Genomic DNA, 25,774 nt, shown 5'->3' on the forward strand with positions numbered 1-25,774 from the left:
TATTATACACTGTAGGGATCAGTGCACCACTATTATACAAGTAGCGAGTCACTAAAAATTGATTACATTGTATACATTATGCCAAGTAGATCCTTAACATAATAAAAATTCACTCTGTTGTTCGTCCACGTTCTGTCTTTTTTGAGAATCATTTTCATCTATAATTTTTTCATACTCGTGTTTTCCAGAAACATGCCTATCGCAGCTCTATGTAATATCCCCTCATATAAAATCAAATATACATGATCAACGTGATACAGATCCGGCCTACGCCCTTCTTCAAGTGCGTTTAGTTGATTCATACGGCGCTGATGACGTTTAAATTTAAATCATCTCCTTAAATTTTTACATTATTTTTTCAATTGTTTATCTCATCAACCGACCATGCAGGTTACCTATTGATATTATAAGAAGTCTGTGAAACGGGAGAAGCTATATTGGTGTCAGATCCAGTAGTTTTATCAATATTGTGTCTTGTCTCGGGCGTGACATTTGTAATAATGCCTGCTCGTCCATTCAAATGATACAAAGATTTATTTATCATAACGGACTGAGAATTCCCACTGCTCAAGATATTGTCAGTCTCTACCCCATTTGCTGAATTTTGTACACTCTTTCTTTCCGCTGATTTGCGGATAAGTTCATTTAAAAAAGACTTGTAATGGCTGTTAGTTTGCGGATTAGGTTGTGTTTTTTCAGAGTATCTCTCTGTGGTGCCCCATCCCGTATTTTCATCCATGTCTAACTTATTCTTTTTAAGGGACTCCCCTATATTATTTATCGGTTTCTGTTTAACTCTTCCTTCAGGCAAGCCTACTAGCTCTGCATCTATCATCTTCGATTGATCTTTGTCTAAAGTATTTTTCTGCCCATCAGATACGCTTCTTAACTCCTGAGTATTCTGCTTTTCCATATACTATCGCCTTTCATTTATTTAGTAATTTTACCAGTCATCTTTTATTCTTTTTAAGCTGATCACGCTCTAAATCAATCACCTCCTTCATTTTTTTTGTTGTTTCAAATGCATTTCCCGAAAACTTTACCTAATATGCTACCATTTTATTACAATTCACTTTCTACTAGAGAATTATTTTTTCTAAAACAAAAATAAAAAGGACAACGAGCAAAACACTCATTCTCCTTTTTTTCATTCAATTATCTCACGGTGTTTAATACGTTTCTTAAATCATTGACAGACTGTTTAAACATTTCTTCTTCTGGTGTAATTGATAATTCAATGACTTCTCTTCTATATATTATGCTAAGTAGTTTCTTTTTTTCTTATTTATGTATGAAGTCTATCTTTCAGCTCTAGGTGGCAAAACAGGTGGTCTATCCATATTAGGGGTAGAACGCGGCGATGGAACAGGTGGTTTTGAGCCTCCCATAGTGCTATCTTTTATTTGTTCAAATGCCCGAGATGGACTAGTGGGCTGTCTATCCATATTAGGGGTAGAACGCGGCGATGGAACAGGTGGTTTTGAGCCTCCCATAGTGCTATCTTTTATTTGTTCAAATGCCCGAGATGGACTAGTGGGCTGTCTATCCATATTAGGGGTAGAACGCGGCAATGGAGTAGGTGGTTTTGGGACTCCCATAGCGCTATCTTTTATTTGTTCAAACGCCCGAGGTGGTAAAGTTGGAGCTGGCTTCATATTTCGAAGTACACTACTTCGAAACGGCGAAGGTGGAACTGGTGAAGGTGGAGCTGGCTCCATATCCTGATGTAGTGAAGCAGGTGCTCCTTGTGTTGGAAGCAGATGTTCATAAGAATGTGACGATGTTGTTGATGGCTTTATAAGCTCACTCAAAAAAGCTTTAAACTGCTCTGGAGTTTTGTACACAGGCTGAACTCTTTTTCCTGGAGTTACTGAAATCTGGTTGACATCCGCTTTAGGCAAACCTACTAATTTTACATACATCATCTCTGATTGATCTTTTTGTTGTCTATCAGATACGGTTTGCTCTATATGTATAGAGTGAATATCTTGTTGAACTGCAGATTCTTCTAATCCGCTTCTTGACTCCTGAGTATTCTGCTTTTCCATATACTATCTCCTTTCGTTTATTTAGTAATTTTACCAGTCGTCTTTTATTCTTTTTAAGCTGATCACGCTTTTAATCAATTACCTCCTTCATTTTTTTCTTGTTGTTTTAAATGCATTTTCCGAAAACTTTACCTAATACTCTACCATTTTATTACAATTCACTTTCTACTAGAGAATTATTTTTTCTAAAACAAAAATAAAAAGGACAACGAGCAGCAAAACGCTCATTCTCCTTTTTATTTTTTATTTAATTATATCACAGTGTTTAATATGTTTCTTTTTTCTTATTTATGTATGAAGTCTATCTTCCAACTCTAGGTGGCAAAGATGGTGGTCTATCCATATTAGGGGTAGAATGAGGCAATGGAGCAGGTGATTTTGAGCCTCCCTTTATTTGTTCAAATGCCCGAGGTGGACGAGTAGGCGTTCTATTCATATTATGAGTAGAATCTTGTAATATAGTAATTTCTTCTTTAGATTTTCCTCTTATTTGTTCAAAATTCCGAAGAGTTCCTTGTTTAAGTTGTTTATCTAACTCTTGCAATTGTTGTATATAACCCTCCTTGTTTGACGATGCTTCTTTAGTATGTTTTTCTATAGTTTTTATAAATTTTTTTATATTTCGGTATTCTTTTCGTTTAGAAGGATTAAATCTATCCATACCTTTTAGTGGCTCAAGCCTCACTCTCATGGTACTATAAAAATCTTCTTTAGCACTTGCCCCAGCAATTTTTGAACGTAATTCAATTTCTTTTTTTATCAACTCAGCATTATCTTTAGGCATTATAGTACTTATCTCCTTTTTCTAGAATAAAATAATCATAAGTGAAGAAAGAATATTTATTGCATCTAATTTAAAAAAAAATAATCTTATTCTGCTCTAAATCAATCACCTCCTTCATTTTTTTCCTGTTGTTTCAAATGCATTTCCAAAAAAATTTACCTAATATGCTATCATTTTATTACAATTCACTTTCTCCTAGAGAATTATTTTTTCTAAAACAAAAATAAAAAGGACAACGAGCAAAACGCTCATTCTCCTTTTTATTTTCATTCAATTATCTCACGGTGTTTAATACGTTTCTTAATTCATTGACAGATTGTTTAAACATTTGTTCTTCTTCTGGTGTAATTGATAATTCAATAACTTCTCTTACACCCTTTTCATCAACGATGGATGGAACACCTGTAAAGATATCTTTCACTCCATATTGACCAGATAAATAAGCAGAAACTGGTAATACAGCTTGTTCATTGTTTAATACAGCCTTGACAATTCGTGCTGTACTCATACCAATTCCATAATAAGTTGCTTTTTTTCGATCGATGATTTCATAGGCAGCATTTTTAACTTTATCAGCAATGATATCTAAGTCTTTTTCGTCGATTCGATGATCTTTTTCGACAAATTCCATGATTGGTTTTCCGCCAACTGTTGTATGGGACCAAGCTGCTACTTCAGAATCGCCGTGTTCACCTAAAATATAGCCGTGAACGCTACGAGGATCGACAGAAAGTTTCAAGGCAATTTCTTTTCTAAAACGAGTTGTATCTAATGTTGTTCCTGTTCCGATTACTCGAGAAGAAGGTAACCCTGATTCTTTCCACGCAATGCAAGTCAAAATATCTACTGGATTAGAAGCAACAACTAATATTCCGTTGAATCCTGCTCCCATGATTTGTCGAACAATATCCTTCATAATTCCAGCATTTGTTTTCACTAAATCTAAACGAGTTTGTCCTGGTTTTTGGTTGATACCTGCTGTGATTACTACTAGATCGGCATCGCTGCATTCGCTATAATCACCTGACCAAACAGCAACATTCTCTTCACCCCATGCCATACCATCTAAAAGGTCTAAAGCTTCCCCTTCCGCTTTTTCTTGGTTGACATCGATCAAGACTAATTCATTCGCAATTCCTTGATTGATCATGGCATAAGCAATACTTGTTCCCACAAAGCCTGTTCCAACGATCACTACTTTTCTACTGGTTTTTCTCATGTTGATACACGCTCCTTTTCATCTCATATGTTATTTTCATGAAAATTATAGTTCGAATAGAAACATTTTTCAATATAATGATATTTATAGTTACTATAATATTTTTTTATAGTTATGGCAAAAAAACAGATTATTAGTAAACTAACAATCTGTTCAAAGTAAAATAAGATCTATTTCATTCGTTTATATTGGCTTTGCTTAGAAGCACCTTTTGAAGATCCGCTTTTATTTGCTGGCTTATCGGACATTTTTTTACTTAATAACAACATCAAAATAACAAATAGAACGGCTCCACCTAAGAACAAATACATATAATCTGATAAATAAGTCGTGAATAGACTTATGAAATCGGTTTGTCCAAGCACACTCGAATTGATTAACTGTAACCCAAAATTTTCCATATATTACCTCCTAATGTTTAGCTGAGAAAAATTTATTCTCATAAATAAAGCATAATACAAAGAAGGTAAGCGCAGACACCATTTTTTTCTAAAATCGGAAAAATAGTTTTTGGATAAAAAAAGACAGCGTAAAAGCTGTCTTTTTCATAGGATCACTAGCAACTGACAAATCTATTTTTTAGTATCTTTTTTAGATGTCAATTCTTCAAATTTTTCTTTTACTTCTTCCGCTAATTTTTCCACTTCTTTTTCAAAAGCATTCGGTTTCTTTGGTTCTTCCTCTTCAACCGAATTAGAACCAGATAAAGCGACATCCTTGGCTTCGCCAGAGTTTGTGCCAGATAACGATTCTTGTTTGTTTTCTGTTTCACCAGAATTTGTCCCTGCTAATGCTACTTCATCATCGGTTTTAGGCGCCATCGAACCTCTTAAACGTTTGCCTTTTTCGCCGTTATAATTTGTCATGAGAATTCCTCCTTGCAGTTATTTATTTTATAGTACATAAGAACAAAATAACTGTCAAAACATGAGGTGTCCTCCCCATCATATTTTAATGGTTTTGTTTTTTTGTTTCTCATCAATCTTTGCTTAATCCTTCAGAATGATCATAAACAGTGAATGGTTTATTTGTTTGCTTGCGCTTCTTTTTCCTGGATCTCTTTGATCCCTGTTTCTAAAATGTTCATTTGTAGAAGTGTTTCTTCGTCTTTCACTACTTTTTCGGCTCCGTTTATGAGCGTTTCATAGACGCCCTCATAGACCCGACTATAGTCCCCTACTTCAGAAATCACTTTTTCCTCATGATAGTATCCGTTTTGGTCCATATAGGTAAGTGTGCCGTAGTGTTCTGGTAAATCAATACCAAAATCTTGATGGTCTGGGAAATAAAATAGTTTAAGATGCTCTTCTTGTCGATCTTTTGTCTGTTTTACAAACATCCCTTTCTTCCCATAAACCACAAAGCTTGGGCGTTCCTTAATACGAAAATAGCTTGATTTGACAGAGATTTTCATTGTTCCATAATAAAAATCTAAATCGAAATAATCATTCATTCGTCCCGTTCCTAATAATTGGCGCACATCATAGTGGATGTCATCTGGTTCGCCAAAGTAAGAAATTACTTGATCTACTGTGTGACAAGCATGACCATAGAGATAACTATTGACTGTTGAAAATTCCGTTGCCGATTCAGGAACTTCAGGTCTGAAATAATCATAATGCATCTCAATTTCTAAAATATCGCCTAATTTTCCACTTTCTAACACTTTTTGTACGGTCAAGAAATCAGAATCAAAACGACGATTTTGATAACACTGGATAAATAAATCTTTTTGCTTCGCTAGCTCAAATAACTCTTTCGCTTCTGCAGAAGTTTCAGCAAACGGTTTTTCAACCAGGACATTTTTTCCATGCTCTAATGCTAATTTAGCATATTCATAATGAAATTGGCTCGGAGTCGTAATGACAACTAGTTGGATTTCTGGATCGTTCCATAGATCTTCCAATTGATTGGTGTAATGGATATCCTCAAATGTTTCCCAAGTGGGTTCTGAACGTGAAAAGATCGTTTTGATTTTGATCTTATCTTTTAGTTTTCGTGAAAAAGGTAAATGATAGCGGTTGGTACTTTTTCCATTTCCTAGATAGGCAATTGTTAACATACGTTTTCCTCCAATTTTTGTTTTTAACTACTATCAGTATAAATGACCGGTCCCTTTAAAAGTTAATTTGAGCGCAGTTAGAAAAAAATGTTCAAGAAAGTGATCTTTTTAAGTGAATAATCGACAGGTATGTTTAACCTACACAAAAAATAGTAGTCAAAAAGAGGGATATTCAGTAAGATGGATGAGGAAGGTGAGCATATGTTAATCGAAGACCAATTGATACGACAAGAAGCATTTACAACAACAGAAAAAAGAATTGCTGATTATCTCAAAGCAAACAGAGAAACAGCTGTTTATATGACAATCGAGGAATTGGCAAAAGCGACGTATACTTCGCATTCAGCCATTATTCGCTTATGTAAAAAATTGGGTTTTTCTGGTTTTAGAGAATTTCGTTTTGAATTTGGTCGTGAAGTACATCAGATGAAAGCCCAGTTCAATCAAATCATTGATCCAAACTTTCCTTTTACCGATAAAGATGATAGTCAATCGATCGCTAAAAAAATGGCCGATTTGTCGATCCAATCTATCAAAAAAGCACAGCTTCAATTGGAGAAACAGTCAATTGATGCGATTGCCACAGCATTGAATCAAGCGAATCGCATGTTTATTTTTGCCAAAGGGGATTCTCAAATCACAGCACGCAAATTTCAAAATAAACTAATCAAGATCAATAAATTTTTGATATTAGCTGAAGAGTATAGTGATTCTTCTTGGAATGCAGCTAATTTAACGGAAAAGGATTGTGCCATCTTTCTAACTTATAGTGGAAGGATTCACCATTATGAAAAAATTATGATGCATTTAAACCATGTGGGTGCTAAAACTGTATTGATCACTGGAAATGAACATTCAGAAATGGCAAAACAAGCAACGATGAAACTCATCGTTACGCAAGATGAATTAGATTTTGCTAAAGTGGCAACATTTTCCTCACAAATTGCCTTCGACTATGTTTTAAACACTCTTTATTCCGTGATGTATGCACAAAACTATCAAGAAAACATCCAGAATCTCAAACAAAAACAAGACTTGATCCAAAAAGGTTTGTTGAAGGAATATCGCCATTAGAAAACAGTTGTTTATTACCGTATGTCAAAGCCAATAGAGCGCGCTTCATTCTTTTTGTCATGATAAAACTTGAAACTAAAAATCTACAGACCGAGTACTGCAAAGATTGAGGTACTCGGTCTGTAGATTATTTTTGTTCTTTTTGCTGGATACATTGTGCAATCAAAGCACCTAGCAAGTGATAGCCTAACCTCGAAGGATGTAACCCATCGTCTTGCAAGTAAAGTGTTGGGTCCTCAAAAGATTTTTCATAATGATAAAAATCAATAAAACTTACTTTGTTCTCATCTGCTACTTCTTTTGCGATCTGAGTATACTCTACTAAGATCTCAGGAATTGTTTGGGTTTTGATCTTTTCATCAACGTAACTAGGCCCTATCAAAATCACTTGGCTATGTTTAAAAAAGTTGATCAATTGTTCCAAGTTTTTTCGATAGGTTTCTTGGTTATCTCTTTGATTGATTGCATCATTAACGCCAACATTAAGAACAACGTAGTCAGCTGTACGTTCATCTTGGGGAAGTTGAGACAATCGTTCAAGGCTGCTTGTCGTTGAATCTCCTCTTTTTCCTAAATTAATGATCTTAAAATCAGCTTGTCCTAAAGCATTTAAGGTCGTTGATAACGCATGGTCCAATGCATGGACGACCTCCCCTTGGTACAATCCAGCAGCAATGCTATCACCAAATAGTATAATTTTCTTCATCTGTGTCATCCCTTTTCTTTTCTTACAATAAAAATTCTATCACGGAGAATCAAAAAGGAAAAATCGTTGCTCTCAACTATAAGAACTTTCTATCGAAGGTTTTTATTTGGTTATCGATGATGACACAAAGAAGTATCGAAGTGTTTTTCTGAATACGGACACTACTTACCAGTTAAAAAGAAACGGCTAACAAATGAATCGAGTGGATTCAAGATTCACTTCGTTCGGTTTTCAAACCTCTTTGCAGCCATTTTACCTTGTAACGATAATCTTGCAACAACTCATCAGTAGTCCAGTCATTCGCAATGTAATCCGTCAATGAATTGATCACAAGATCCATGACGAAATATAAAAAGCTTATTGCTTCTTCTTCCGAAGTAATGTGAAAACCATTTGCCTTCAGTAACTTAAACCATTCCTTTAATCTTCCTGATTCAGCAGAAGGCTTGGTTCTTTGGTGATTGGTAAAATCATCACTTCTCGTTAAAAAGCGGATGGCCTGCCAATAACTACTTTTTTGTTCCAGTTCACTACACCACGCAAGGTAATTTTCAATTCCTTGAAAAAAGTCTTGCTTGTTTTGACTGATATATTTCAGAATATCTCGATGGATTTGAATCGAATAATACTGGATCGTGTAGGTATAGGCATCTTCCAAGTCTTCGAAGTACTTATAAAAGGCCCCTCTTGACATAGCCATATCTTCGACAATATCTGCAACTTTTACTTGGCTAATATGTCGAGCTGAAAAATTTTCAAGTAAAATTTCAATAAGCCGTTGTTTCTTCTCATTCGGCAGATTAAGAAATGTCGATTTAGGCATCCCATCCCTCCGTTTCTTCGATCAAATCACCATCTTTCATTCGGTAGACACGATCGCTCCATTTGATCATCCGAGCATCATGTGTAACCATGACTGTTGCTTTTTGTTTTTCATGTGCTTCTTTGACAAGTAACTTGACTACTTCAAAGGCATGATCTGTATCTAAGCTAGCGGTAGGCTCATCTGCTAAGATCAAACTAGGGTCATTGAACAACGCACGAGCAATCGCTACACGTTGTCTTTCTCCACCAGATAAATCTCGAGGATAGCTTTCTTTTAGATCATAAATATCTAATGATTTCAATAAGTCATCAATCACTGTTTCGTTTTGTTTCTGATGGCTGACTCGATCAACTAAATAAAATTGTTCTTTGACCTTTAAAAATGGAATCAAATTAGAACTTTGTAAAATAAACCCAATTTCTTTAAAACGTAAATCGGCTCTTTTTTTCTCAGATAAATCGGAAAAAGACTGACCATTAATGGCGATTTCTCCAGAAGTAGGTGTTTGTAGCCCACCGGAAATGGTTAAGAAAGTACTCTTTCCAGAACCAGAGGGACCGATGATGCTGACAAATTCTCCCTGTTTGACATTAAAATTAATTCCTTTTAGTGCAGTCACTTCGGTATGTCCACTACCAAAAGTCTTGACGATATTTTTCATCGTTAAAATATTCTTCATTTTTTACCCTCCTATGGCGGTGATTGGGTCCACTTTTGTGATCGTGCGTATTGAGAAGACGCCGCCTACAACTGCTACAACGAGTAAGACCCCACTATATAGCAACCATTGTGTCCAGAAAATAGCGAATGGCATCGCACTTGGTAAAAACAAGCTAGTTAGATAAGCAGCTAGAACTGCTAAGGCGACACCAATGACTCCAATAACAAATGACTGTGCAATCAACGATTTAGCAATAAATGAATTGCGAATCCCTTGAGCTTTCATTACGCCAAAGATCGCCGTTTTTTGTAAAGTGATGACATACATAAAAATGCCAACTACTGCTGCTACGACAAGAAACAAGAAGTAAACCATTGCATTTAGTGTCATATTTTGTGCAGAATAACCTGGAAGACTTTCAATAAAATCAGGAATCGTCAGTTTTTGTAAATCTTTTGATGCGCCATCTTTATCAATTGCAGCTGATTGTTTGGTCACGATCGCATTGATCGGCTTTTTGTCATCTGAAGCAAACGGTTGGGCTCCATATTTTAATTGTGTCCAAGTTTCTAGATCTGTATAGATGACTGGTGAGACCGTATAATAAGTGGCAGGAAAAATTCCAACGATCGTAAATGCTTGGTCATCGCTACCGATTTTGATTTGATCTCCCAACTTATATTGATCTTGTGCCAGATTTTGGGAGATAATTATTTCATTTTTCTTATCAAACATCCGACCATCTGTGATTTTAGGTAATAAAAAGGCATCGTTAGTCGTACCAAAGACTGTCACATTTTCTTTGTTTTTGCCCTTGATTGCTCCACTGAATAAGCCAATCGGTGCTTTTTCTTTCGCATTTACTTGATCAAGGTCACCTCTTGTCAATTGAGATGCTGCAAACACTTGATTAGCATCTTCGGACAAAACGATTTCTTGAGCACCCCAATCATCAATCGCTTTTTTAAATTCTTCTGCTAATCCACTTGCTAGACCTGATAGCATGAAAACGACATAAGCAATCAAGAACATGATACCGATAATGAGTCCGTATCGTAGTTTTGCGTATTTCATTTCTTTCATTGCTAAAAACATTACTTTCCCTCCTACATTTTCCTTTTTCGATAGTGACATTTTGTCACTGTAGAAAAGTATAGCGCAACAGTGACAAAATGTCACTAAACAAAACTCATAAAACAATTCGTTCATACTACAAGATCATTGTCTTTCTGTTTATTGGTTACAGTTTTTCTTATAGTTGGCGATGTTACTATATATATATGAATCATGAGCAAATAAACGTTGGTATAAATAGATATCAGTAAAAGGAAATAGAAGAAAAACGAAAAATAAGCTACAATAATAAAATAGAACACCAGTTTGAACAAAAAGGAGGTTCTTTTATGGATCAAAAAACACGAAAACACATTCAAGAAAAGTTAAAACAACGCATCGCACAGCTTCCTCCTATTTTCCAAGAATTTTTAAAAGAAAATCAAAAAAAGCTTTCATTAAGCAGTCGTTATGAATATGCAAAAGATTTTCATTTATTCACGGATTATCTTCACGAAGCTTTAGATCAAGAGATCACAGATGAAGTTATTCTTCGTCTTGAAAAACAAGACTATTTAAATTTTTTAGACAAAGTCTATCAGCATACTCGTTCGTTTCAGACCACAGCTGATCAACAAACAAACCAGTTATTTAAAAATAGCTATTATGGTCTTTCGCGAAAACAATATTCGTTAAATCATTTTCTACGCTTTTTGTATCAAAAAGGGTTATTGACTGAAGAAATATCTCTATTAGGAAAAACGCTTCCTGAAACTACTGCTGCAGCGCCTCGATTCATAGACGCTTCTTTGTTTCAAGACTTTGAGCATCTGTTTATTCCTATGAATGGCTTTAACTCTTCACGAGAAGCACGCTTTGAAATAAGGAACCGACCAAGAAATTTAGCGATCGCAGCTATTCTTTTATATTGCGGGTTAAAGATCCATGAAGTCGTTGAATTAAAAAGAAAAGATATTGACTTAAATAAACAAATCATTCATCTTAGCCGTAAAAAAAATCGTCTTAATCAGTCGCCAATTCCCAATGAAGCACTACCATTCATTAAAAACTATTTAGCAATAACTGATACTGGGACAGGACCTGATTCTTTTGCTTTTCGTTCATCTCATGACCAGCAAATCTCTCCACGGACGATTCGCCAAATACTAAGTAAAATCACTGTATATAAAAATATTTCGCCAGAATTATGTCGTAAAACTTACGGGTACTACGTTTCCCTTTATTTTGATGATCTGGATATCGTCAATTTCCTTTATGGTAATCGTTATATCAATGAACATTCATTTGAAGAAGTCCATCAAAAGATGTTAGAGTTCTCTTACAAGGAAATAACAAGTATCAAAAAATGAAATAACGAAATATAATTCATTTTTTCACAAAGAAAGCTGTTTTTTATTTAGGGTTTGTGCTAATATTATAGCTGAATTTGCAAAGTAAATGATTTAATTCACAAGTTTTTCTTACTTTGCTTACCAACTTGTTTATTAAATGAAATCGGAGTGTGACTTATGGAAACAATCGCTTATTCCCCACTAAATCTTTTTTCTAATTTTCAAGAAGCAGCGAATGCTACACCAGATGTACCAATCATCTTTGACCAACCCTTAGCAGCTTTTCCGGAACTTGGTTTTAAAAGCACTTACAAAGATACCTGTCAACTCGTTTTGACTCGTGCCTATCAATTAGCTCATTTGGGTGTCGGACTTGGTGATAAGGTCATGATCTACAAAAGTTCAGCTTTTGATACTTATTTATTAGCTGTAGCAACAGCTTATCTTGGGGCGGTACCAGCAATGATCTCTTATCACTTCCCTACCCCCACTTTAGAAGTCTTTGTCGACCGTTTAGAAGATCCATTTATCCTTTTTGATGATGAAACGGCTGAACGAGTGGCTGGCATTTCAAATGGATCAAAAGAAAAACAAATTGCTGTTTCTAAACTATTGACTCAATCAGCAGAACCAGTGGCACAAAATCAATTGGGGAACGATGAAATTTCTTATATGACCCATACTTCAGGAACAACAGGTATTCCTAAATTGATTTGTCATTCTGCTCATTCAATGGGCTGGCGCACCAAATGGCAAAAAACTGTCTTTACTAAGATCGCAGAGAAAAAACTTGTGGCTTTCCATATCTCTCCTGTTCATTCTCGCTTCAATATTGGTATTTCTTCATTGATGGCGATGGGCTTTCCAATGATGCCGTTAGCGGATGCTCAAGGGGAAAACGTTGTGGCCATGTTAAAAGAAAATCCACCGATTGCACTTGAAACACATCCAAACAACTTTGTTCAGTGGAGCTTTACAGCGAAAGAATATCCAGAAGCTTTTGCTGGTATTCGTTATTACCATTCCACTTTTGATGCGATCAACAACTCTACTATGGAAACATTCTTACGCACTTCTTCTAATCAAGAAGCTGTTTTCTTACAAGTTTATGGCCAAAGCGAATGCGGACCGATGATTTTAAAAGCTCATACATTAGAGAGTTTAAAAACGAGTAATGCGAGAGACATGGGTGTGGGACTTGGCGACTTAACCAAAGCGCGGATCGCAGATGAAAATGGGAACGTCTTACCTGCTAATACAGATGGACACATCCATTTATTATCAAAAGGTCGTGCATTAACTTATTATAAAGAAGATGCTCGTTTCCAAGAAAATGTTTATGGTGCTTGGTGGGACAGCGGTGATTACGGCAGCATGGATGAACAGGGGCATTTGTTCTTAAAGGATCGTCAAGTGGATTTGATCGATACAATCAATAGCAATTTAGCGATCGAAGATTTCTTGTTAGACTCATTAGAATTTCTATCGGAAGTGGTCATCGTTCGTGATAAAAACAATGCACCACAACCATTGATTGCTCTTGCTCCTAATCACGAAATGGATTGGGATCGTTGGTGGAAACAAGTGCATGAGTTACCTCGATTGAATACGCCGATTATCAGAGATTATGAAGATATCCCACGGACTGCGACAATGAAAGTCCGTCGACTACAAATCGAAAAAGAATTAAAAGCATAATAAACAGAACACTGACGTTATTCTCTTACCTAGCAGGTATAACGTCAGTGTTCTCTTTTGTTTAACCATTTTTCAGTTGTTAAAATTGTAGGAATGACAAAAAAAGATTCAATTTATTGATAATAATATCTAATGAAGTTGTTCATTTGAGTATGCATAGCTTATGTTTTCTTCTAGCTGTTAAGTTGCCAACAATACAGTGTACTTGTTTCATTCAGATGGTAGATAAATTTTGGTGATCTAAAGACTACGCAAAATTGGATGACATAAAAATATGCCAATTGGCTGTTTTCTTTTCTAACAACTTTCGTTATACTCTTTTCGTGGAGGGAAAACAATGAGAAAAATACTTACAATTGGTGGTTCTGACCCTTTTGCCGGTGGAGGAATTCAATCCGATTTGAAAACTTTTGAGAATTTTCAACTTTTTGGAATGAGCGCGCTCACCTGTGTAGGCATGTTAGACGAAAACAACGCATTCCTCTTAGAAAATCTACCTGCTAAGTGGTTGGAACAGCAACTTGCTTCGATCCAGAAGATGACAGACTTAGCGGGTATCAAAATTGGCTTATTGCATTCTCTTGAAGCAATCATGATCGTCCGAGATTTTTTAAAAAAGCACCCTCAAATCCCAATCGTTCTTGATCCGGTTTTAGCTTTTAAAGAAACTACTTCATTAGCGAATCAACAGTATATTGAGTGCTTAGTGAAAGAACTCTTCCCCCTTGTTGATCTTGTCACGCCCAATCTTAAAGAAGCGGCTCTCCTTTCTGGAAAGAAAAAAATTTCAAGCATCAATGAAGTGATAGAGACAACCAAATTTATTCATACTTTAGGAAGCAAAGCGGTCGTTGTTAAAGGTGGCTCTGGGATCCATGGCGATGAAGCAATCGATGTTTTGTATAGTCATGACGGGCTAACCACTTTTACAATAGAAAAATTAACACGATCAACGGTGAATGGCGCAGGATGTACCTTTTCTTCTGCTATTACAGCGAATCTCGTCCATGGCTATACGCTCCCACAAGCCATTCAACGAAGTAAAACTTACGTTTATCAATGTATTTTAAACGGTGTTGAAATGAATGATCAAACAGGCAGTGTCTGGTCTGGCGGTAACATCAAAGGAGGGATTTAATCGTTGAATACGAAACGAATAACAATATATGCCATGCTGATCGCTTTAACAGTAGCATTATCTTTAACAATTTTGGTTCCCATACCAGCAACTAACGGCTTTGTCACGCTCTGCGAAGCTGGCATCTACACCACTGCTTTATTATTTGGTCCATTTGGTGGGTTCGTTGTCGGTGCCTCAAGTGGTTTATTCATCGATTTACTGTCAGGTTATCCGCAATGGGCCCTTTTTTCCTTATTGATCCATGGTTTGCAAGGATTGGTCAGTGGCTATTTTGCCGAAAAAACAAGCAAAGGTCGATTTGTCGGTCTTTTTATCGGTAGTTGTCTGATGATTAGTGGCTATTTTTTAGCAGGTTGGTTTTTATATGATTGGCCTGCGGGGGTAGCTTCTATTCCTGGAAATATTTTTCAAAATATTGTAGGGGTTGGATTGGCTTTACCACTCACTCAAGCTCTAAAACGAACGAGAGTACAAAAAGAAAGTAAGTAATGAAAGGAAGAATAAAATGAGCATCACAGAAGAATCTTTAAAACAAGAATTAACCAAAATGGTCAACGAGGTATTAGCAGAAGCAAATTTAAAATCTGGCGATTTATTTGTATTAGGATGTAGTACCAGTGAAGTGGTCGGTGGACAAATTGGTAAAAACTCAAGTGCTCCAGTTGGACAGTGGATTATCCAAACGATTAGAGAAATATTGCAACCTTTAGGAGTCGCTTTAGCTGTTCAAGGATGTGAACACATTAATCGAGCCCTTGTCGTCGAACGCTCCGTAGCAGAGCAAAAACAATTTGAAATTGTTTCTGTTGTACCAGCCTTACACGCTGGTGGCGCTTGTTCAGTAGCAGCGTTTGACCAATTCGATGATCCAGTAGAAGTGGAACATGTGGTAGCGCAAGCTGGGATCGATATCGGTGATACTTCCATTGGTATGCATGTCAAACACGTTCAAGTACCTGTTCGACCAAGCAGTCAAACATTAGGAGCCGCACATGTTACAGCTCTGCGTTCACGTCCAAAATACATTGGTGGTCCGCGAGCTGAGTATGAAGTGATTTAAAAGAATCAATTAACTGATAACCTACCTAATATTTATGTAAATGTTATTCTTTATTATAAAATATTCACTTATTATCTAATTTCTATAAAGGTACAGTCACCCAACTTCATACAGTATGTCAAAAAAGTTTGCCTTGGACTTCATTAGAAAGCTCAAGACAAACTTTTTTTAGTTTCTTTTTTTACTGTTTACAAATAATTTCGCTTCATAAGGATCAAGCTTACTCACTCGTTCAAATACACGTTCTTCTTGATTCGTGAGAAGTAATTCCCAAGGAACATCAACTTCATTCGGTAATGAATATTCCGCTACTTCACTCGTAAGATTGACCATAATCAGATAGTTTTTATCGGTAAATGATCGTTCATAAACATAGAGTTGGTCGTGTTCAGCGAGATATTCTTTGAATGAACCATAGATCAATCCTTGATTTTCACGACGGATGCGGATCATTTGTTTGTAGAAAGATAAGATCGACGAAGGATCGTTTTCTTGTTCTTCTACGTTAAGTGTATGATAGTTGGGATTTACCAGCAGCCAAGGTTCGTTTGTTGAGAATCCGGCATATTTTTCTGATCCCCACTGCATAGGTGTTCGGCTATTGTCTCTTGTTGTATCAGCAACGATATCTATAGCTTCCTCAGGAGATTTTCCTTCTTCTAGCAATTGGTTATAAAGACGTCTTGAATCGACGGCATCGATTTGTTCGATGGCAGTAAACGGCATATTCGTCATACCGATTTCTTGTCCTTGATAAATAAATGGTGTGCCTTGCAGGAAAAAGTACATCATTGCGACTGCTTTTGCTGATTTTTGCCAATAATGTTCAGGATCACCAAAAACAGAAACTGAACGAGGTGTATCATGATTTTCCATATAAAGTGCATTCCAACCCTTACCGTCTAAAGCGGTTTGCCAGGCACTTAACGCTCTTTTTAAATTGATAACATCAAGTTTTCCTTCTTTTTCGTGCTTCCAAATCGAGATATGGTCAAATTCAAAGATCATGTCAAAATACCCATCAGCGCCGACCCATTCTGGACCTTCTTCAGCCGACACCCCGCTAGCTTCGCCAACAGTCATAATGTCATAGTCATCAAAAACATCTTTTAATTCATTTAAATGTTCGTCGATCCCGGAAACATTTTGAAAAGGAGAAAAGGGGTTTTCAGTTGCTTTAACAGAATATTCATCTTTTTTCACATGGGAAATCGCATCTAAACGAAACCCATCGATCCCTTTATCTAACCACCAGCGAATCATAGAAAAAAGTTCATTTTTTAACTTGTCGCTTTCCCAATTTAAATCAGGCTGCTCTTTAGCAAAGACATGCAGATAATATTGTTTCGTTTGTTCATCATATGCCCAAGCTGAGCCACCAAAAATCGATTGCCAGTCATTCGGAGCATTTTCAGGTGTTCCATCTACCCAAATATAGTAATCTCGGTAAGGATTATCCAGTGATTTCTTTGATTCAATAAACCATTCGTGTTGATCAGAGGTATGATTGATCACAAGATCCATAATGATTTTGATCCCTTGTTGATGTGCTTCTGCCAGTAATTGATCAAATTCGGCCATTGTTCCAAATTTTTCTAAAATATTTTGGTAGTCACTAATATCGTAACCGTTATCAATAAAAGGCGAAGAATAAACTGGATTGATCCAAATAAAATCAATCCCTAATTGTTTTAAATAAGGAAGCTTTTCACGAATCCCATTGAGATCCCCAATGCCGTCTCCATTACTATCCATAAAACTGGCAGGATAAATCTGGTATCCGACCGCTTCTTTCCACCAAGCTTTTGTTTGAGTCATTGTCTTCTTCCCTTCTCTTTTTCTCTATTATAAAACAATGCCACTATTTTTTGTTGATGTTACCGATAACATCGTTTTCTCTTTAACAGTTTCCTTTTTTGTTTCGTTATCTGGTTTGCAGAATGTGAGGATTTAACAGTCGAAACGATCAAAAAGAGTCTGATAGATAAACTAAATGGAGTTTAACCATTCGCTACAATGCGTTCATGCCCTCTTCCCGTTGTTCCAGCAGTCGCTCTAACAAAAAAACAAGCCGAAAATCCAAAAATAGGAACTATTTTCGAATTCTTCGGCTTGTTCTCAGAGCTAGGAACTTCTGTCACAATCTCTCTTAGTCGATGAATGGACTTATACGTGACTCCAGCTATTTTCAGCTATTTACAAATAGCGAGCAATCAATTGGATCAATTGCTGTGGTAACTCGTTGATGTCTGTCATATCAATGAAACGATTTTCCCCATATATCTCTTTGATTTCTTTTTGATCCTGTCCAATCGCAGCAGCCACAAAGATGACGCCTTGACGGTCATATTCAGACAGAACGCTTTGGATATCTTCCCTTGCCTTCTTCCCAGTATAGTCTGGCAAAGCTTTAGGCTGGCCATCACTAATCGAGATCAGCAATTTAGTCGTGGCAACTTCTTGGCTTAGTTTGTTAGCAATTAGTCTCAAACTGGCACCATCACGATTGTTTTGTCGTGGTTTCATCGTCACTAACTTCTCATCTAACCATTGGAAATCATCACTAAATTCTTTATAAGAAAAAATTGAGGTCTTTTCTCTCGTTGAGACATCTGCTGTATCTCCATAAATCATTAAAGGAATATTTACACGTTTAGCAAATTCTGCGATGGCGATCGCTGCTTTTTTTGCTGCTTCGATTCGTTCATCTCGAATCATTGAACCAGATTCATCAATCCTTAAAGCCACTGCCAATGAAGGTTGTTCGTGGGGTGGATTTTTCTTATCAAAATAACCTAGGTCATTATAGGCCACACGACTCGCATTGAACCGTTGTCCTTCATATTTTCCTTTTTGATAAGTCGTTGATTCATCATTTTCCAACAAATCTAAAATTTGACGGCTTAATGTTTCAACGATCGGTAAAACTTGTTGTCTGATTTGTTCTGCTTCTTGTGCTTTGAGTTCAAATTTTGGTCGATGAACGATCAGTCCTTCTTTTTCGTGCATCGTCCCCTTCATTATTTGTCGTGCTTCTTTCGTTAACTCACGTTTGATTTCTTTGGCGTAAGCCTCCATATCAGAGGCAGACATTTTTTCTGAATTATCTTCTGCTTGTTGCTCCTGTTGCCCCTGACCTGAAACTTCTTGACTTCGTTCTTGTTCAAATGAGAAAGACTCTGCCTTTTTTTCCTCTTCAATCTCAGCATTCTCCACTGGTGGAGTTTCTTCTTCGATCTCAGGCGACTCATTTTCCATTAAAGACAACGTTTCTTCTGCTAGTTGATCAATATTACGTTCATCAGCTTCTTCATCGTTAAGGATTCTGCCTCGATTTCTTGAAGCTTCTTCTGAAAGACGTCCCCACTTTATTTGCCGTAATAATTCACGAAGTTCTTCAAGAAGCCCACTTTGTTCTAATGCTTGGGTTAATATCTCCAATTCTTCTGGAACAGTGGTCAATTTATAGAGAACTTTAGGATAAATCGATTGGAAAAGATCTTGCCCTTGTTTCCAAGTATTTGCCCAATAAAAGTAAGAACGCATACCAGCCACTCCCTTGATGGCATTCGCTTTGGCAGTATCATCTAATAAACGAATGATCTCCGCTAATTTCAAGAGCAGTTCAGGTTGTTGAATCTTTGTCTTACCTAAGGCTCGCTCAGCCATCACTTCAAGTGAAGGTAAATCCATCTTCTCAGCATGTTGCATCCGATCTCTCAAAGATTCATTCAACGGACGATTACCTTGGTAGTTCCGATTGGTTGTGATGATGATGACGCAATCTGGATGACGGACGACGACACCTGTGGGTAAATTCAATAATCCATTTGGCTCAAGAGCGGAATTTAAAGCAACTAATACGGAAGCATCACGGATCACCGTTGGCTCCTGGATTTCTAACAAATACCCCTTTTCAATCGCACGAACAATTTCAGAGGGATAATATTTATAGCGAACGCTACTATTTTCATTTTGTTCCATCCGCTTGATGAAATCAGCCAGTTTGGATTTAGCCATTTCTGTACTAAGATTATAGTGATTTTTTATTAACCGTAAGACAGCCTCTAATGTCTCTGTTTGGTTGATTGCATCAATCAATTCTTGATCTTCATCTACGTCAGACTCAACAATAGGCAATAGCGCACCAAAGACATCTGATTTATCCATATCCGCAAAACAAGTTATTTTCGTATAAGGAAGTTGTAAATCAGCCGAAAGAGCTTTAGCCAGTTGCGTTTTTCCTGACCCAGCATCCCCTTCAAGCAAGATGTTACTGATCTTCATTTCAGGATCATTCCAGTTTTCAAAGATTTCAGCTGCGATTCTTTGTTCTTCTTGACTGGTTCGATGACTCGTTGGCTTTTGCCAAATCATTTGTTTTTCAACACTTGAAAATTGACGGTCTTTTGTCAGTGAGAAATCTTCCAATGTACCTCACTCCTTTTTTCCTTAATACCCTAAATCATCTAATAGACGTTTCAAAATTCGGAAACGTTCTCCGATCAATTCGCCATCTTTTTGTAACGTGTCATAATAGAGCATAATATCTTCATCGATCTTAGGATTTTTGGTATCCACTTCAACTGTCATTCGATTCCCTTGAAGTCCAATAATATCGACAACTGGATTTTCAGGATCATAAAATTTTTCATAGCGATACGCATCTTGAAAATACAAACTTCCTTGCGCAGCTAAAATTGCTAGATCTAAGATCCGAGTGATTGGTAGTTCTTCCGATTGGCGTGACCATTTTTCACCCGTATGGCGCCATACCTTGCCTGAAATATCAACTTTTCCACGATCATTCCATTGTGCTAACCCTAAAGATAGTCCTTTAGCATCCGTATGCAAAGCATTTCTTCCATCAACTTGATCATAGTCTTCAACGACAATAACAGGTTTGTGTTTTAAATTTGTTGGGATTTCCATCTAAATCCATCCTTTCTCTTTTAGTAAATTACTAACCTAGTGATTTACTCATTTACTAAACTTTTAAGGATTATACGCCTTATATAGAAAAAATGCAAAAAAAGCATCGTATCCCAATGAATGAGAGACGATGCTTGCATTGAATTGAATAATCCAAATTATTGCGCAGAAATGGCAAGCCCGATTGCTTTTTCTCCTAAGTGACTACCAATCACTGGACCAAAATGACCAATCTCAATGTCAGCATGCGGGTATTGCTTTTGTAATTTTTCTTTTTCTTGTATGGCAACTTCCAAATTATTTGCATGAATCACATAAAGCTTAACAGGTGGTGCAATTTCCTCATTTCGCATGCCGATGACTTTTTCGGCACGAGCGAAAGCTTTTTTACTTGAACGGATTTTTTCAAATAAAACGATTTTTCCTTCTGAAAAAGTCAAAATCGGTTTGATTTTAAGCAATCCACCTATCAATGCAGCCCCATTAGTCAAGCGTCCACCGCGTACTAAGTTGTTCAAGTCATCCACGATGAGATAAGCATACGTATTATCTCGGATACGATCGATATGTGCGATAATTTCTTCAAGAGATTGACCTTTTTGATTTAAATCTAGAGCAGCTTCTACCATGTGACCCATTGGCATACTCGTGATCTTAGAATCATAAGGAACGATTTTTACACCGTCAATGTCGTTTTTCATAGCATGTAATGTGTTGACAAAGCCGGAGATCCCAGAGGATAAATGGATACTTAAGATGGTATCGTATCCTTTTCTTTTCAGTTCTTCGTAAAGCGCCAGTACTTCTCCAACTGCAGGTTGTGAAGTGGTCGGGAAGTCTTTGCTTTTATTTAGAAGCCCATAGTATTCGTCAGCTTCTATGTCTATTCCTTCATTGTAGATTTTCCCATCCAAAATGACAGGGATCGGAATAACGAACAAATCAGGATGATTTTGGATTCGTTCAGGCAAATAAGCCGTACTGTCAGTAACTACTGCAAGTTTCATTTATTTAATTTCCTCATTTCAAAGAATTTTACCAGTCTATTTAACTATATCATAAGAAAGATGACATTTGAACCTCTCACTCAAAAAGTGAGAGAAACAATCACGTCCCTCTCACTTTCTGTAGCTTTAAAAAATTATCATGAACTGGATGTTGTTCCTAATTTTTGGTTGAGTGATGCCGATGCTGGAAGTTTTTAAGTAATTGAAGCCCATTTCTGCCAAATTGAGCAAAGAGAAATGTCAGCCCACCTATTCCACCAAGGCCAACACAATAAACAACAGCATGGGCTTTCGACGTCATCGTCAATTGGAGGTTCAATAGGATAAATACAATCGAACAAAGAACCAGCATCAACAAGGTTGAGCGGAATGTTTTAAGAAAGAAAAATCTGATTTTAGCTAGAGGTGCGATTCGATACTCTTTACACATATAGAAATAACCTCTGATAAACACGATCGCAAAAGCCATTGTGTTTGAAAAACTCATACCATAACCGCCAAATAGTGCTAATCCAATCACTTGAAAGACAATTTTCAAAATAATCGCTTCAACGGTCAGCCGAATCGCAATCATATGATGGCTAAGTGATTGTAACATCGTCGAAAGAATCGTGAACAATGAAAAGAATAATGAAGCGAGTAAGGCAAATTGGAAATAGCCGACACTATCAGGATCATATCCAAAAAATAAGGTATACAATGGACCCGCCAATAATGACATCCCCGCAAGAGAAGGAAGTAAAATCAAGACAGCAATTGAAAAACTATCTCCTACTGTCTTTTCAATTTGCAAACGATCTTTTTTTCTCAAAGTACTTAAAATCGGCAAACTGCTGATTGCGACTGTACCAACCATAGAAATCAAGATCAATGTCAACTTGTTGGGATTAACTGACGCTCGACTAAATAAAAATTCTAATTGTTGATTCGTGATTTCAGGTCTGAAAAAATGCAACAACGGCTTCATCGTCACTTGGTCAATCATTTGCACGATGGTAATAACAGATCCCACAAAGATGAAAGGTAAAGTTTCACGAATGATCGATACCGACTCTGCCCGATTTTCATGCTTGAAATAGCGACTAGAGATCAAGAAATCTTTTAATTTGAAATAATCATTTTTTATTCCAACGAAATACATATGGATAATTGCTGCTAACCCACCAAAGAAGGATGCCACTGTACTGATCAGAACAGCTTCTAAAATCGTTCCATCGGTCAAGACGCGTAAGTAAAACGTTCCTGCTAAAATGACCAGGACACGAACCGCTTGTTCAATGATTAGTGAGGTCCCATAAGGTCTCAGATTGTTTTTCCCTTGAAAATAACCTCTCATTGCACTAAGAACTGGAATGGCGATCAATGACGGACACAAACTACGAATTGCTAAGATCCCATTATTTACATTTGCAATTGGGCTGATTCCTGCAAGCATCGGGGCAAAAAGATACATCAGCACAGCAGAAATGATTCCAATGACAAACATGATATTGATGGTACTGCGAAAAATCGTTCGACAGCCCTGTTCATCATTTTCTTTCGTTGCTACAGCGACTTTTTTAGCAATCGCATTAGGAAACCCAACTGTTCCCAGCATCAGGAACAAGCCATAAGGTAAATAACCTACATTGTATAAAGTGGTCGCTAACATTCCTTCTTGATTGTTCCCCATCATACTTAGCCATGGGATCAAGTAAACAACACCTAATACCTTACAAAGCAAATTAGCAAAGGTTAACCAAAATGTTCCTTGCATCAATTTTTTATTCATTAAATTTTCCTCAACTATCTATATTTAAATCAATACCTTTCCCATTATAGCAAAAATTCAAAGAAGGACAAATCATCCTTAAAATTTTAATAAAAAAGGCAAAAAAAAAAAGCCATTCTCTAAAACTAAGAGAAGGCAAAATTTTGGAACTGTTTAAAACATCGACAGCAAAAATACCGAAGCAAGTCCAGTTACTACTGATAATGCCATAGAATGAGTTTTATACGCCACGCCAACTACGAGAACCATAGCTAAGATTTTGATATTCCAAGCAATGGCTAAATGTTCATGGGTAATAAAGACATCCTTGAATGCTAAAGCTGCGAATAGCGCCACTGGCACATATTTCATCCATTCACTAAACCATGAAGGGACTTTCCGATGGGTAAAATAGAGCATCGGGAATAGTCGTGGCACATAAGCCACCACGAATAAACTAAGTACTAAAAGAATAAGATACGTCTTAGTCATGATGTTGACTCTCCTGTTCTGGGAAGTTGAATAGTGGTTCATTGACATGTTTGCCACGGTTTTTTAATCGTTTTAATTTTTTTGCCTTCTCTTTTTTGAAAGCTTTCTCTAAAGCAAACCCTGCAAAAGAAGCGATCACCGTCGCAGCAATTAAACCTAATGTATTTTGGAACATGACCATGAAAGTAACGCCTAATACACCAGAAAACAATCCTGTAAAAATGAGCAGCTTATTTTTCATTTGCATGACAAACATGAAGATAAACATCGCAGTCAGTGCAAAGTGAACGAGATCAGCATCTACATGGATAACAGAACCAAACATGTTTCCAATCATGTTACTACCTGTCCAAGAAGCCATCGAAAACCAATTTACATATAAAGCTTTACGCTTATTCCATGTAGGATCAGTTGAATATTTAAGATAATTAACCGCATAATTTTCATCATTTAACGATTGTGAAAATACCGCTAAGAATAGTCTCTTTTCTTTCTTCATAAAACCTGAAAGACTCGACCCTAACAATGTGTAACGTAATTCCAAGAAAAATACCATCAAAAGTGTCGTTGCAAAAGATGCTTGAGTTGTTAGCATCGAAGCAACTAAAAATTGCGCTCCACCAGAAAATACTAATATGGACAACAGACCGGTTAAGATTGGATCAAAACCCACTTTTTGCAATAAGACACCACAAGCTAACCCAACTGGTATATAACTTAAGCAAAGTGGCATTACTGCGTGCAAAGCCTGAAGCCATGGCGCACTTTTCTTTTTATTCATCAAAATGTCTCCTTCAATTACAACAAATAAACAGCGGACTCATTGTAACATAAAAAAACGAAATTGTAGCCGTTTTATCTAAAAACAATATTATATTTTTCTCATTTTAAGCTTGAATATTGAAATTTTAAATCATAAACAAGTTATTTTTATGCAACATAAAAGCATTGTTTTGCTGAAGAATCAGCATGGTCATCTTCGATAATCAGGGTCATATTTATCAGTTTCAATATAAATATAAACTTTTTTATCATTTAAAGACTGCCGAATCGTTTCTTCAATGTTATTGATGATTGCATACGATTCATTCTCTGGGTGATCAAAGATATCAATTTTAGCAGCTACCAATACCTCAGTTGGGCTCAGATGAACGGTCTTTACATCGATCAAACGAGAGACTTCCGGACGCTCAAAGGCTTGCTTGATTTTAATCAAGTCACTCGTTGTCACACTTTCACCAACAATCAAACTATAAAATTCTTTTGCTAAGAAAATGGCAGCTCCCATCAACAATAATCCGATCAATAGGCCGCTAATCGCATCAAACGCCGCAATTCCTGTTACCATCGTCAAGACTGTTCCTAATAAAGCAAGAATGAGTCCGATCACAGCACAAAAATCTTCAGTAAAAATGATCAAAATTTCACTGTGACGACTTTCTCTCAAAAATTTCATCAATGATAACTTTTCGGTATTCAACTCATGGATTTCTTTCATAGCGATACGTAATGACGTTCCTTCAATGGCTAATCCAAAGATTAAAATAATGATAACGATCAATGAGTTATCAACTTCATGCGCAGGATGGGTCAATTTTTCAAAAGCTTCCATGACTCCCAAAGCTCCCCCACCAAAAAAGAGCATGGTTGCCACAATTGTGCTAAAAAAATATTTTGCTCTTCCTTCGCCAAATTGGTGTAATTCGCTTTGCCCTCTATTCGCTCGTTTATCCCCAAAAAGCAAAAGGATTTGATTGCTGCAATCGACGATACTATGAATACTTTCATTCAGCATTGCCGCACTTCCACTAATGGCATAACCGACAAATTTACTGATTGCAACTAAAATATTCGCACCTAATGCAGCAATCACAGAGAACATCCCGCTCTTTTTAAAATTTTCCATCTT

General features: G+C 36.7%; 25 protein-coding genes. 6 read left to right on the forward strand and 19 right to left on the reverse strand.

Going from position 1 to position 25,774, the window contains the following annotated elements:
- Positions 1–391: 391 nt before the first annotated feature.
- From IGJ11_RS06390 to IGJ11_RS06420, 7 genes are all read right to left on the reverse strand, one after another.
- Positions 392–913, reverse strand: a complete 522-nt coding sequence (locus IGJ11_RS06390; RefSeq protein WP_207432198.1) for a hypothetical protein — start codon at positions 911–913, stop codon at positions 392–394.
- Positions 914–1,298: 385 nt separating this feature from the next.
- Positions 1,299–2,048, reverse strand: coding sequence for a hypothetical protein (locus tag IGJ11_RS06395; RefSeq protein WP_438772455.1), 750 nt, complete (start codon positions 2,046–2,048; stop codon positions 1,299–1,301).
- Positions 2,049–2,349: 301 nt separating this feature from the next.
- Complete coding sequence (locus tag IGJ11_RS06400) at positions 2,350–2,832, reverse strand: hypothetical protein (protein ID WP_207432196.1); 483 nt, start codon at positions 2,830–2,832, stop codon at positions 2,350–2,352.
- Positions 2,833–3,106: 274 nt separating this feature from the next.
- Positions 3,107–4,051 (reverse strand): L-lactate dehydrogenase, encoded by a 945-nt coding sequence (locus IGJ11_RS06405; RefSeq protein ID WP_010719177.1) that lies wholly within the window; start codon positions 4,049–4,051, stop codon positions 3,107–3,109.
- Between the two features lie 170 nt (positions 4,052–4,221).
- Entirely contained in the window at positions 4,222–4,452 is a 231-nt protein-coding gene (locus IGJ11_RS06410) for a hypothetical protein (RefSeq protein WP_010719176.1), read from the reverse strand.
- A gap of 171 nt (positions 4,453–4,623) precedes the next feature.
- Positions 4,624–4,917 carry a hypothetical protein gene (locus tag IGJ11_RS06415; RefSeq protein WP_034697939.1) on the reverse strand — a complete coding sequence of 98 codons (294 nt, stop codon included), beginning with the start codon at positions 4,915–4,917 and terminating at the stop codon, positions 4,624–4,626.
- Between the two features lie 158 nt (positions 4,918–5,075).
- Positions 5,076–6,113, reverse strand: coding sequence for a Gfo/Idh/MocA family oxidoreductase (locus IGJ11_RS06420; RefSeq protein WP_178286267.1), 1,038 nt, complete (start codon positions 6,111–6,113; stop codon positions 5,076–5,078).
- Positions 6,114–6,314: 201 nt separating this feature from the next.
- On the opposite strand from IGJ11_RS06420, the gene IGJ11_RS06425 reads away from it, so the two are divergent.
- On the forward strand, positions 6,315–7,187 hold the full coding sequence (locus tag IGJ11_RS06425; RefSeq protein WP_096709126.1) for a MurR/RpiR family transcriptional regulator: 873 nt from the start codon (positions 6,315–6,317) through the stop codon (positions 7,185–7,187).
- A 127-nt stretch (positions 7,188–7,314) separates the two neighbouring features.
- On the opposite strand, the gene IGJ11_RS06430 is transcribed toward IGJ11_RS06425, so the two are convergent.
- From IGJ11_RS06430 to IGJ11_RS06445, 4 genes are all read right to left on the reverse strand, one after another.
- Positions 7,315–7,893, reverse strand: coding sequence for an SGNH/GDSL hydrolase family protein (locus IGJ11_RS06430; protein ID WP_063627108.1), 579 nt, complete (start codon positions 7,891–7,893; stop codon positions 7,315–7,317).
- Between the two features lie 208 nt (positions 7,894–8,101).
- On the reverse strand, positions 8,102–8,716 hold the full coding sequence (locus IGJ11_RS06435; RefSeq protein WP_010719171.1) for a TetR/AcrR family transcriptional regulator: 615 nt from the start codon (positions 8,714–8,716) through the stop codon (positions 8,102–8,104).
- Positions 8,709–9,398, reverse strand: coding sequence for an ABC transporter ATP-binding protein (locus IGJ11_RS06440; protein WP_010737568.1), 690 nt, complete (start codon positions 9,396–9,398; stop codon positions 8,709–8,711). Before IGJ11_RS06440 ends, IGJ11_RS06435 begins: the two co-directional genes overlap by 8 nt.
- Positions 9,399–9,401: 3 nt before the next feature.
- Complete coding sequence (locus IGJ11_RS06445; RefSeq protein ID WP_034697946.1) at positions 9,402–10,475, reverse strand: ABC transporter permease; 1,074 nt, start codon at positions 10,473–10,475, stop codon at positions 9,402–9,404.
- Between the two features lie 308 nt (positions 10,476–10,783).
- On the opposite strand from IGJ11_RS06445, the gene IGJ11_RS06450 reads away from it, so the two are divergent.
- The 5 genes from IGJ11_RS06450 to IGJ11_RS06470 all read left to right on the forward strand — a co-directional run bounded on the left by IGJ11_RS06450 (position 10,784) and on the right by IGJ11_RS06470 (position 15,684).
- Positions 10,784–11,803 carry a tyrosine-type recombinase/integrase gene (locus tag IGJ11_RS06450; RefSeq protein WP_207414065.1) on the forward strand — a complete coding sequence of 340 codons (1,020 nt, stop codon included), beginning with the start codon at positions 10,784–10,786 and terminating at the stop codon, positions 11,801–11,803.
- A gap of 159 nt (positions 11,804–11,962) precedes the next feature.
- On the forward strand, positions 11,963–13,483 hold the full coding sequence (locus IGJ11_RS06455) for an AMP-binding protein (RefSeq protein WP_207432194.1): 1,521 nt from the start codon (positions 11,963–11,965) through the stop codon (positions 13,481–13,483).
- Positions 13,484–13,820: 337 nt separating this feature from the next.
- The gene (locus IGJ11_RS06460) at positions 13,821–14,621 is read left to right on the forward strand and encodes a hydroxymethylpyrimidine/phosphomethylpyrimidine kinase (RefSeq protein WP_207432193.1); all 801 of its coding nucleotides are present in this window, start codon (positions 13,821–13,823) and stop codon (positions 14,619–14,621) included.
- Positions 14,622–14,624: 3 nt separating this feature from the next.
- Entirely contained in the window at positions 14,625–15,113 is a 489-nt protein-coding gene (locus IGJ11_RS06465; protein WP_178286263.1) for an ECF transporter S component, read from the forward strand.
- A 16-nt stretch (positions 15,114–15,129) separates the two neighbouring features.
- Positions 15,130–15,684, forward strand: coding sequence for a TIGR01440 family protein (locus IGJ11_RS06470; protein WP_034697955.1), 555 nt, complete (start codon positions 15,130–15,132; stop codon positions 15,682–15,684).
- A 168-nt stretch (positions 15,685–15,852) separates the two neighbouring features.
- Here the strand turns inward: IGJ11_RS06470 and IGJ11_RS06475 are convergent, their stop codons facing one another.
- The 8 genes from IGJ11_RS06475 to IGJ11_RS06510 all read right to left on the reverse strand — a co-directional run bounded on the left by IGJ11_RS06475 (position 15,853) and on the right by IGJ11_RS06510 (position 25,771).
- Complete coding sequence (locus IGJ11_RS06475) at positions 15,853–17,502, reverse strand: glycoside hydrolase family 13 protein (protein ID WP_207432191.1); 1,650 nt, start codon at positions 17,500–17,502, stop codon at positions 15,853–15,855.
- Between the two features lie 378 nt (positions 17,503–17,880).
- Positions 17,881–20,115 (reverse strand): AAA family ATPase, encoded by a 2,235-nt coding sequence (locus IGJ11_RS06480; RefSeq protein ID WP_207432189.1) that lies wholly within the window; start codon positions 20,113–20,115, stop codon positions 17,881–17,883.
- Between the two features lie 21 nt (positions 20,116–20,136).
- Positions 20,137–20,616: a DUF6530 family protein gene (locus tag IGJ11_RS06485; protein WP_010719161.1), complete on the reverse strand. Its 480-nt coding sequence runs from the start codon at positions 20,614–20,616 to the stop codon at positions 20,137–20,139.
- A 158-nt stretch (positions 20,617–20,774) separates the two neighbouring features.
- The gene (locus IGJ11_RS06490; RefSeq protein WP_010719160.1) at positions 20,775–21,623 is read right to left on the reverse strand and encodes a DegV family protein; all 849 of its coding nucleotides are present in this window, start codon (positions 21,621–21,623) and stop codon (positions 20,775–20,777) included.
- Between the two features lie 157 nt (positions 21,624–21,780).
- On the reverse strand, positions 21,781–23,394 hold the full coding sequence (locus tag IGJ11_RS06495; protein ID WP_010737578.1) for a polysaccharide biosynthesis protein: 1,614 nt from the start codon (positions 23,392–23,394) through the stop codon (positions 21,781–21,783).
- 153 nt (positions 23,395–23,547) lie between these two features.
- Complete coding sequence (locus IGJ11_RS06500; RefSeq protein ID WP_010737579.1) at positions 23,548–23,865, reverse strand: AzlD domain-containing protein; 318 nt, start codon at positions 23,863–23,865, stop codon at positions 23,548–23,550.
- A complete protein-coding gene (locus IGJ11_RS06505; protein ID WP_010719157.1) occupies positions 23,858–24,646 on the reverse strand; it encodes an AzlC family ABC transporter permease in 789 nt (262 codons plus the stop codon). Before IGJ11_RS06505 ends, IGJ11_RS06500 begins: the two co-directional genes overlap by 8 nt.
- 192 nt (positions 24,647–24,838) lie before the next feature.
- Entirely contained in the window at positions 24,839–25,771 is a 933-nt protein-coding gene (locus IGJ11_RS06510) for a cation diffusion facilitator family transporter (protein ID WP_126343921.1), read from the reverse strand.
- Positions 25,772–25,774: the final 3 nt, after the last annotated feature.

Source organism: Enterococcus sp. DIV0691 (genome assembly GCF_051711145.1).
GTDB classification, from domain to species: Bacteria; Bacillota; Bacilli; order Lactobacillales; family Enterococcaceae; genus Enterococcus_B; species Enterococcus_B hirae.

Bases quoted from the DNA above. Each gene is read 5' to 3' on its own strand.
- IGJ11_RS06510 (WP_126343921.1), bottom strand. From the start codon at position 25,771: ATGGAAAATTTTAAAAAGAGCGGGATGTTCTCTGTGATTGCTGCATTA.
- IGJ11_RS06485 (WP_010719161.1), bottom strand. From the start codon at position 20,616: ATGGAAATCCCAACAAATTTAAAACACAAACCTGTTATTGTCGTTGAA.
- IGJ11_RS06420 (WP_178286267.1), bottom strand. From the start codon at position 6,113: ATGTTAACAATTGCCTATCTAGGAAATGGAAAAAGTACCAACCGCTAT.
- IGJ11_RS06430 (WP_063627108.1), bottom strand. From the start codon at position 7,893: ATGAAGAAAATTATACTATTTGGTGATAGCATTGCTGCTGGATTGTAC.
- IGJ11_RS06415 (WP_034697939.1), bottom strand. From the start codon at position 4,917: ATGACAAATTATAACGGCGAAAAAGGCAAACGTTTAAGAGGTTCGATG.
- IGJ11_RS06505 (WP_010719157.1), bottom strand. From the start codon at position 24,646: ATGAATAAAAAGAAAAGTGCGCCATGGCTTCAGGCTTTGCACGCAGTA.
- IGJ11_RS06400 (WP_207432196.1), bottom strand. From the start codon at position 2,832: ATGCCTAAAGATAATGCTGAGTTGATAAAAAAAGAAATTGAATTACGT.
- IGJ11_RS06440 (WP_010737568.1), bottom strand. From the start codon at position 9,398: ATGAAGAATATTTTAACGATGAAAAATATCGTCAAGACTTTTGGTAGT.
- IGJ11_RS06425 (WP_096709126.1), top strand. From the start codon at position 6,315: ATGTTAATCGAAGACCAATTGATACGACAAGAAGCATTTACAACAACA.
- IGJ11_RS06390 (WP_207432198.1), bottom strand. From the start codon at position 913: ATGGAAAAGCAGAATACTCAGGAGTTAAGAAGCGTATCTGATGGGCAG.
- IGJ11_RS06435 (WP_010719171.1), bottom strand. From the start codon at position 8,716: ATGCCTAAATCGACATTTCTTAATCTGCCGAATGAGAAGAAACAACGG.
- IGJ11_RS06500 (WP_010737579.1), bottom strand. From the start codon at position 23,865: ATGACTAAGACGTATCTTATTCTTTTAGTACTTAGTTTATTCGTGGTG.
- IGJ11_RS06455 (WP_207432194.1), top strand. From the start codon at position 11,963: ATGGAAACAATCGCTTATTCCCCACTAAATCTTTTTTCTAATTTTCAA.
- IGJ11_RS06410 (WP_010719176.1), bottom strand. From the start codon at position 4,452: ATGGAAAATTTTGGGTTACAGTTAATCAATTCGAGTGTGCTTGGACAA.
- IGJ11_RS06475 (WP_207432191.1), bottom strand. From the start codon at position 17,502: ATGACTCAAACAAAAGCTTGGTGGAAAGAAGCGGTCGGATACCAGATT.
- IGJ11_RS06490 (WP_010719160.1), bottom strand. From the start codon at position 21,623: ATGAAACTTGCAGTAGTTACTGACAGTACGGCTTATTTGCCTGAACGA.
- IGJ11_RS06395 (WP_438772455.1), bottom strand. From the start codon at position 2,048: ATGGAAAAGCAGAATACTCAGGAGTCAAGAAGCGGATTAGAAGAATCT.
- IGJ11_RS06450 (WP_207414065.1), top strand. From the start codon at position 10,784: ATGGATCAAAAAACACGAAAACACATTCAAGAAAAGTTAAAACAACGC.
- IGJ11_RS06445 (WP_034697946.1), bottom strand. From the start codon at position 10,475: ATGTTTTTAGCAATGAAAGAAATGAAATACGCAAAACTACGATACGGA.
- IGJ11_RS06405 (WP_010719177.1), bottom strand. From the start codon at position 4,051: ATGAGAAAAACCAGTAGAAAAGTAGTGATCGTTGGAACAGGCTTTGTG.
- IGJ11_RS06470 (WP_034697955.1), top strand. From the start codon at position 15,130: ATGAGCATCACAGAAGAATCTTTAAAACAAGAATTAACCAAAATGGTC.
- IGJ11_RS06495 (WP_010737578.1), bottom strand. From the start codon at position 23,394: ATGAATAAAAAATTGATGCAAGGAACATTTTGGTTAACCTTTGCTAAT.
- IGJ11_RS06460 (WP_207432193.1), top strand. From the start codon at position 13,821: ATGAGAAAAATACTTACAATTGGTGGTTCTGACCCTTTTGCCGGTGGA.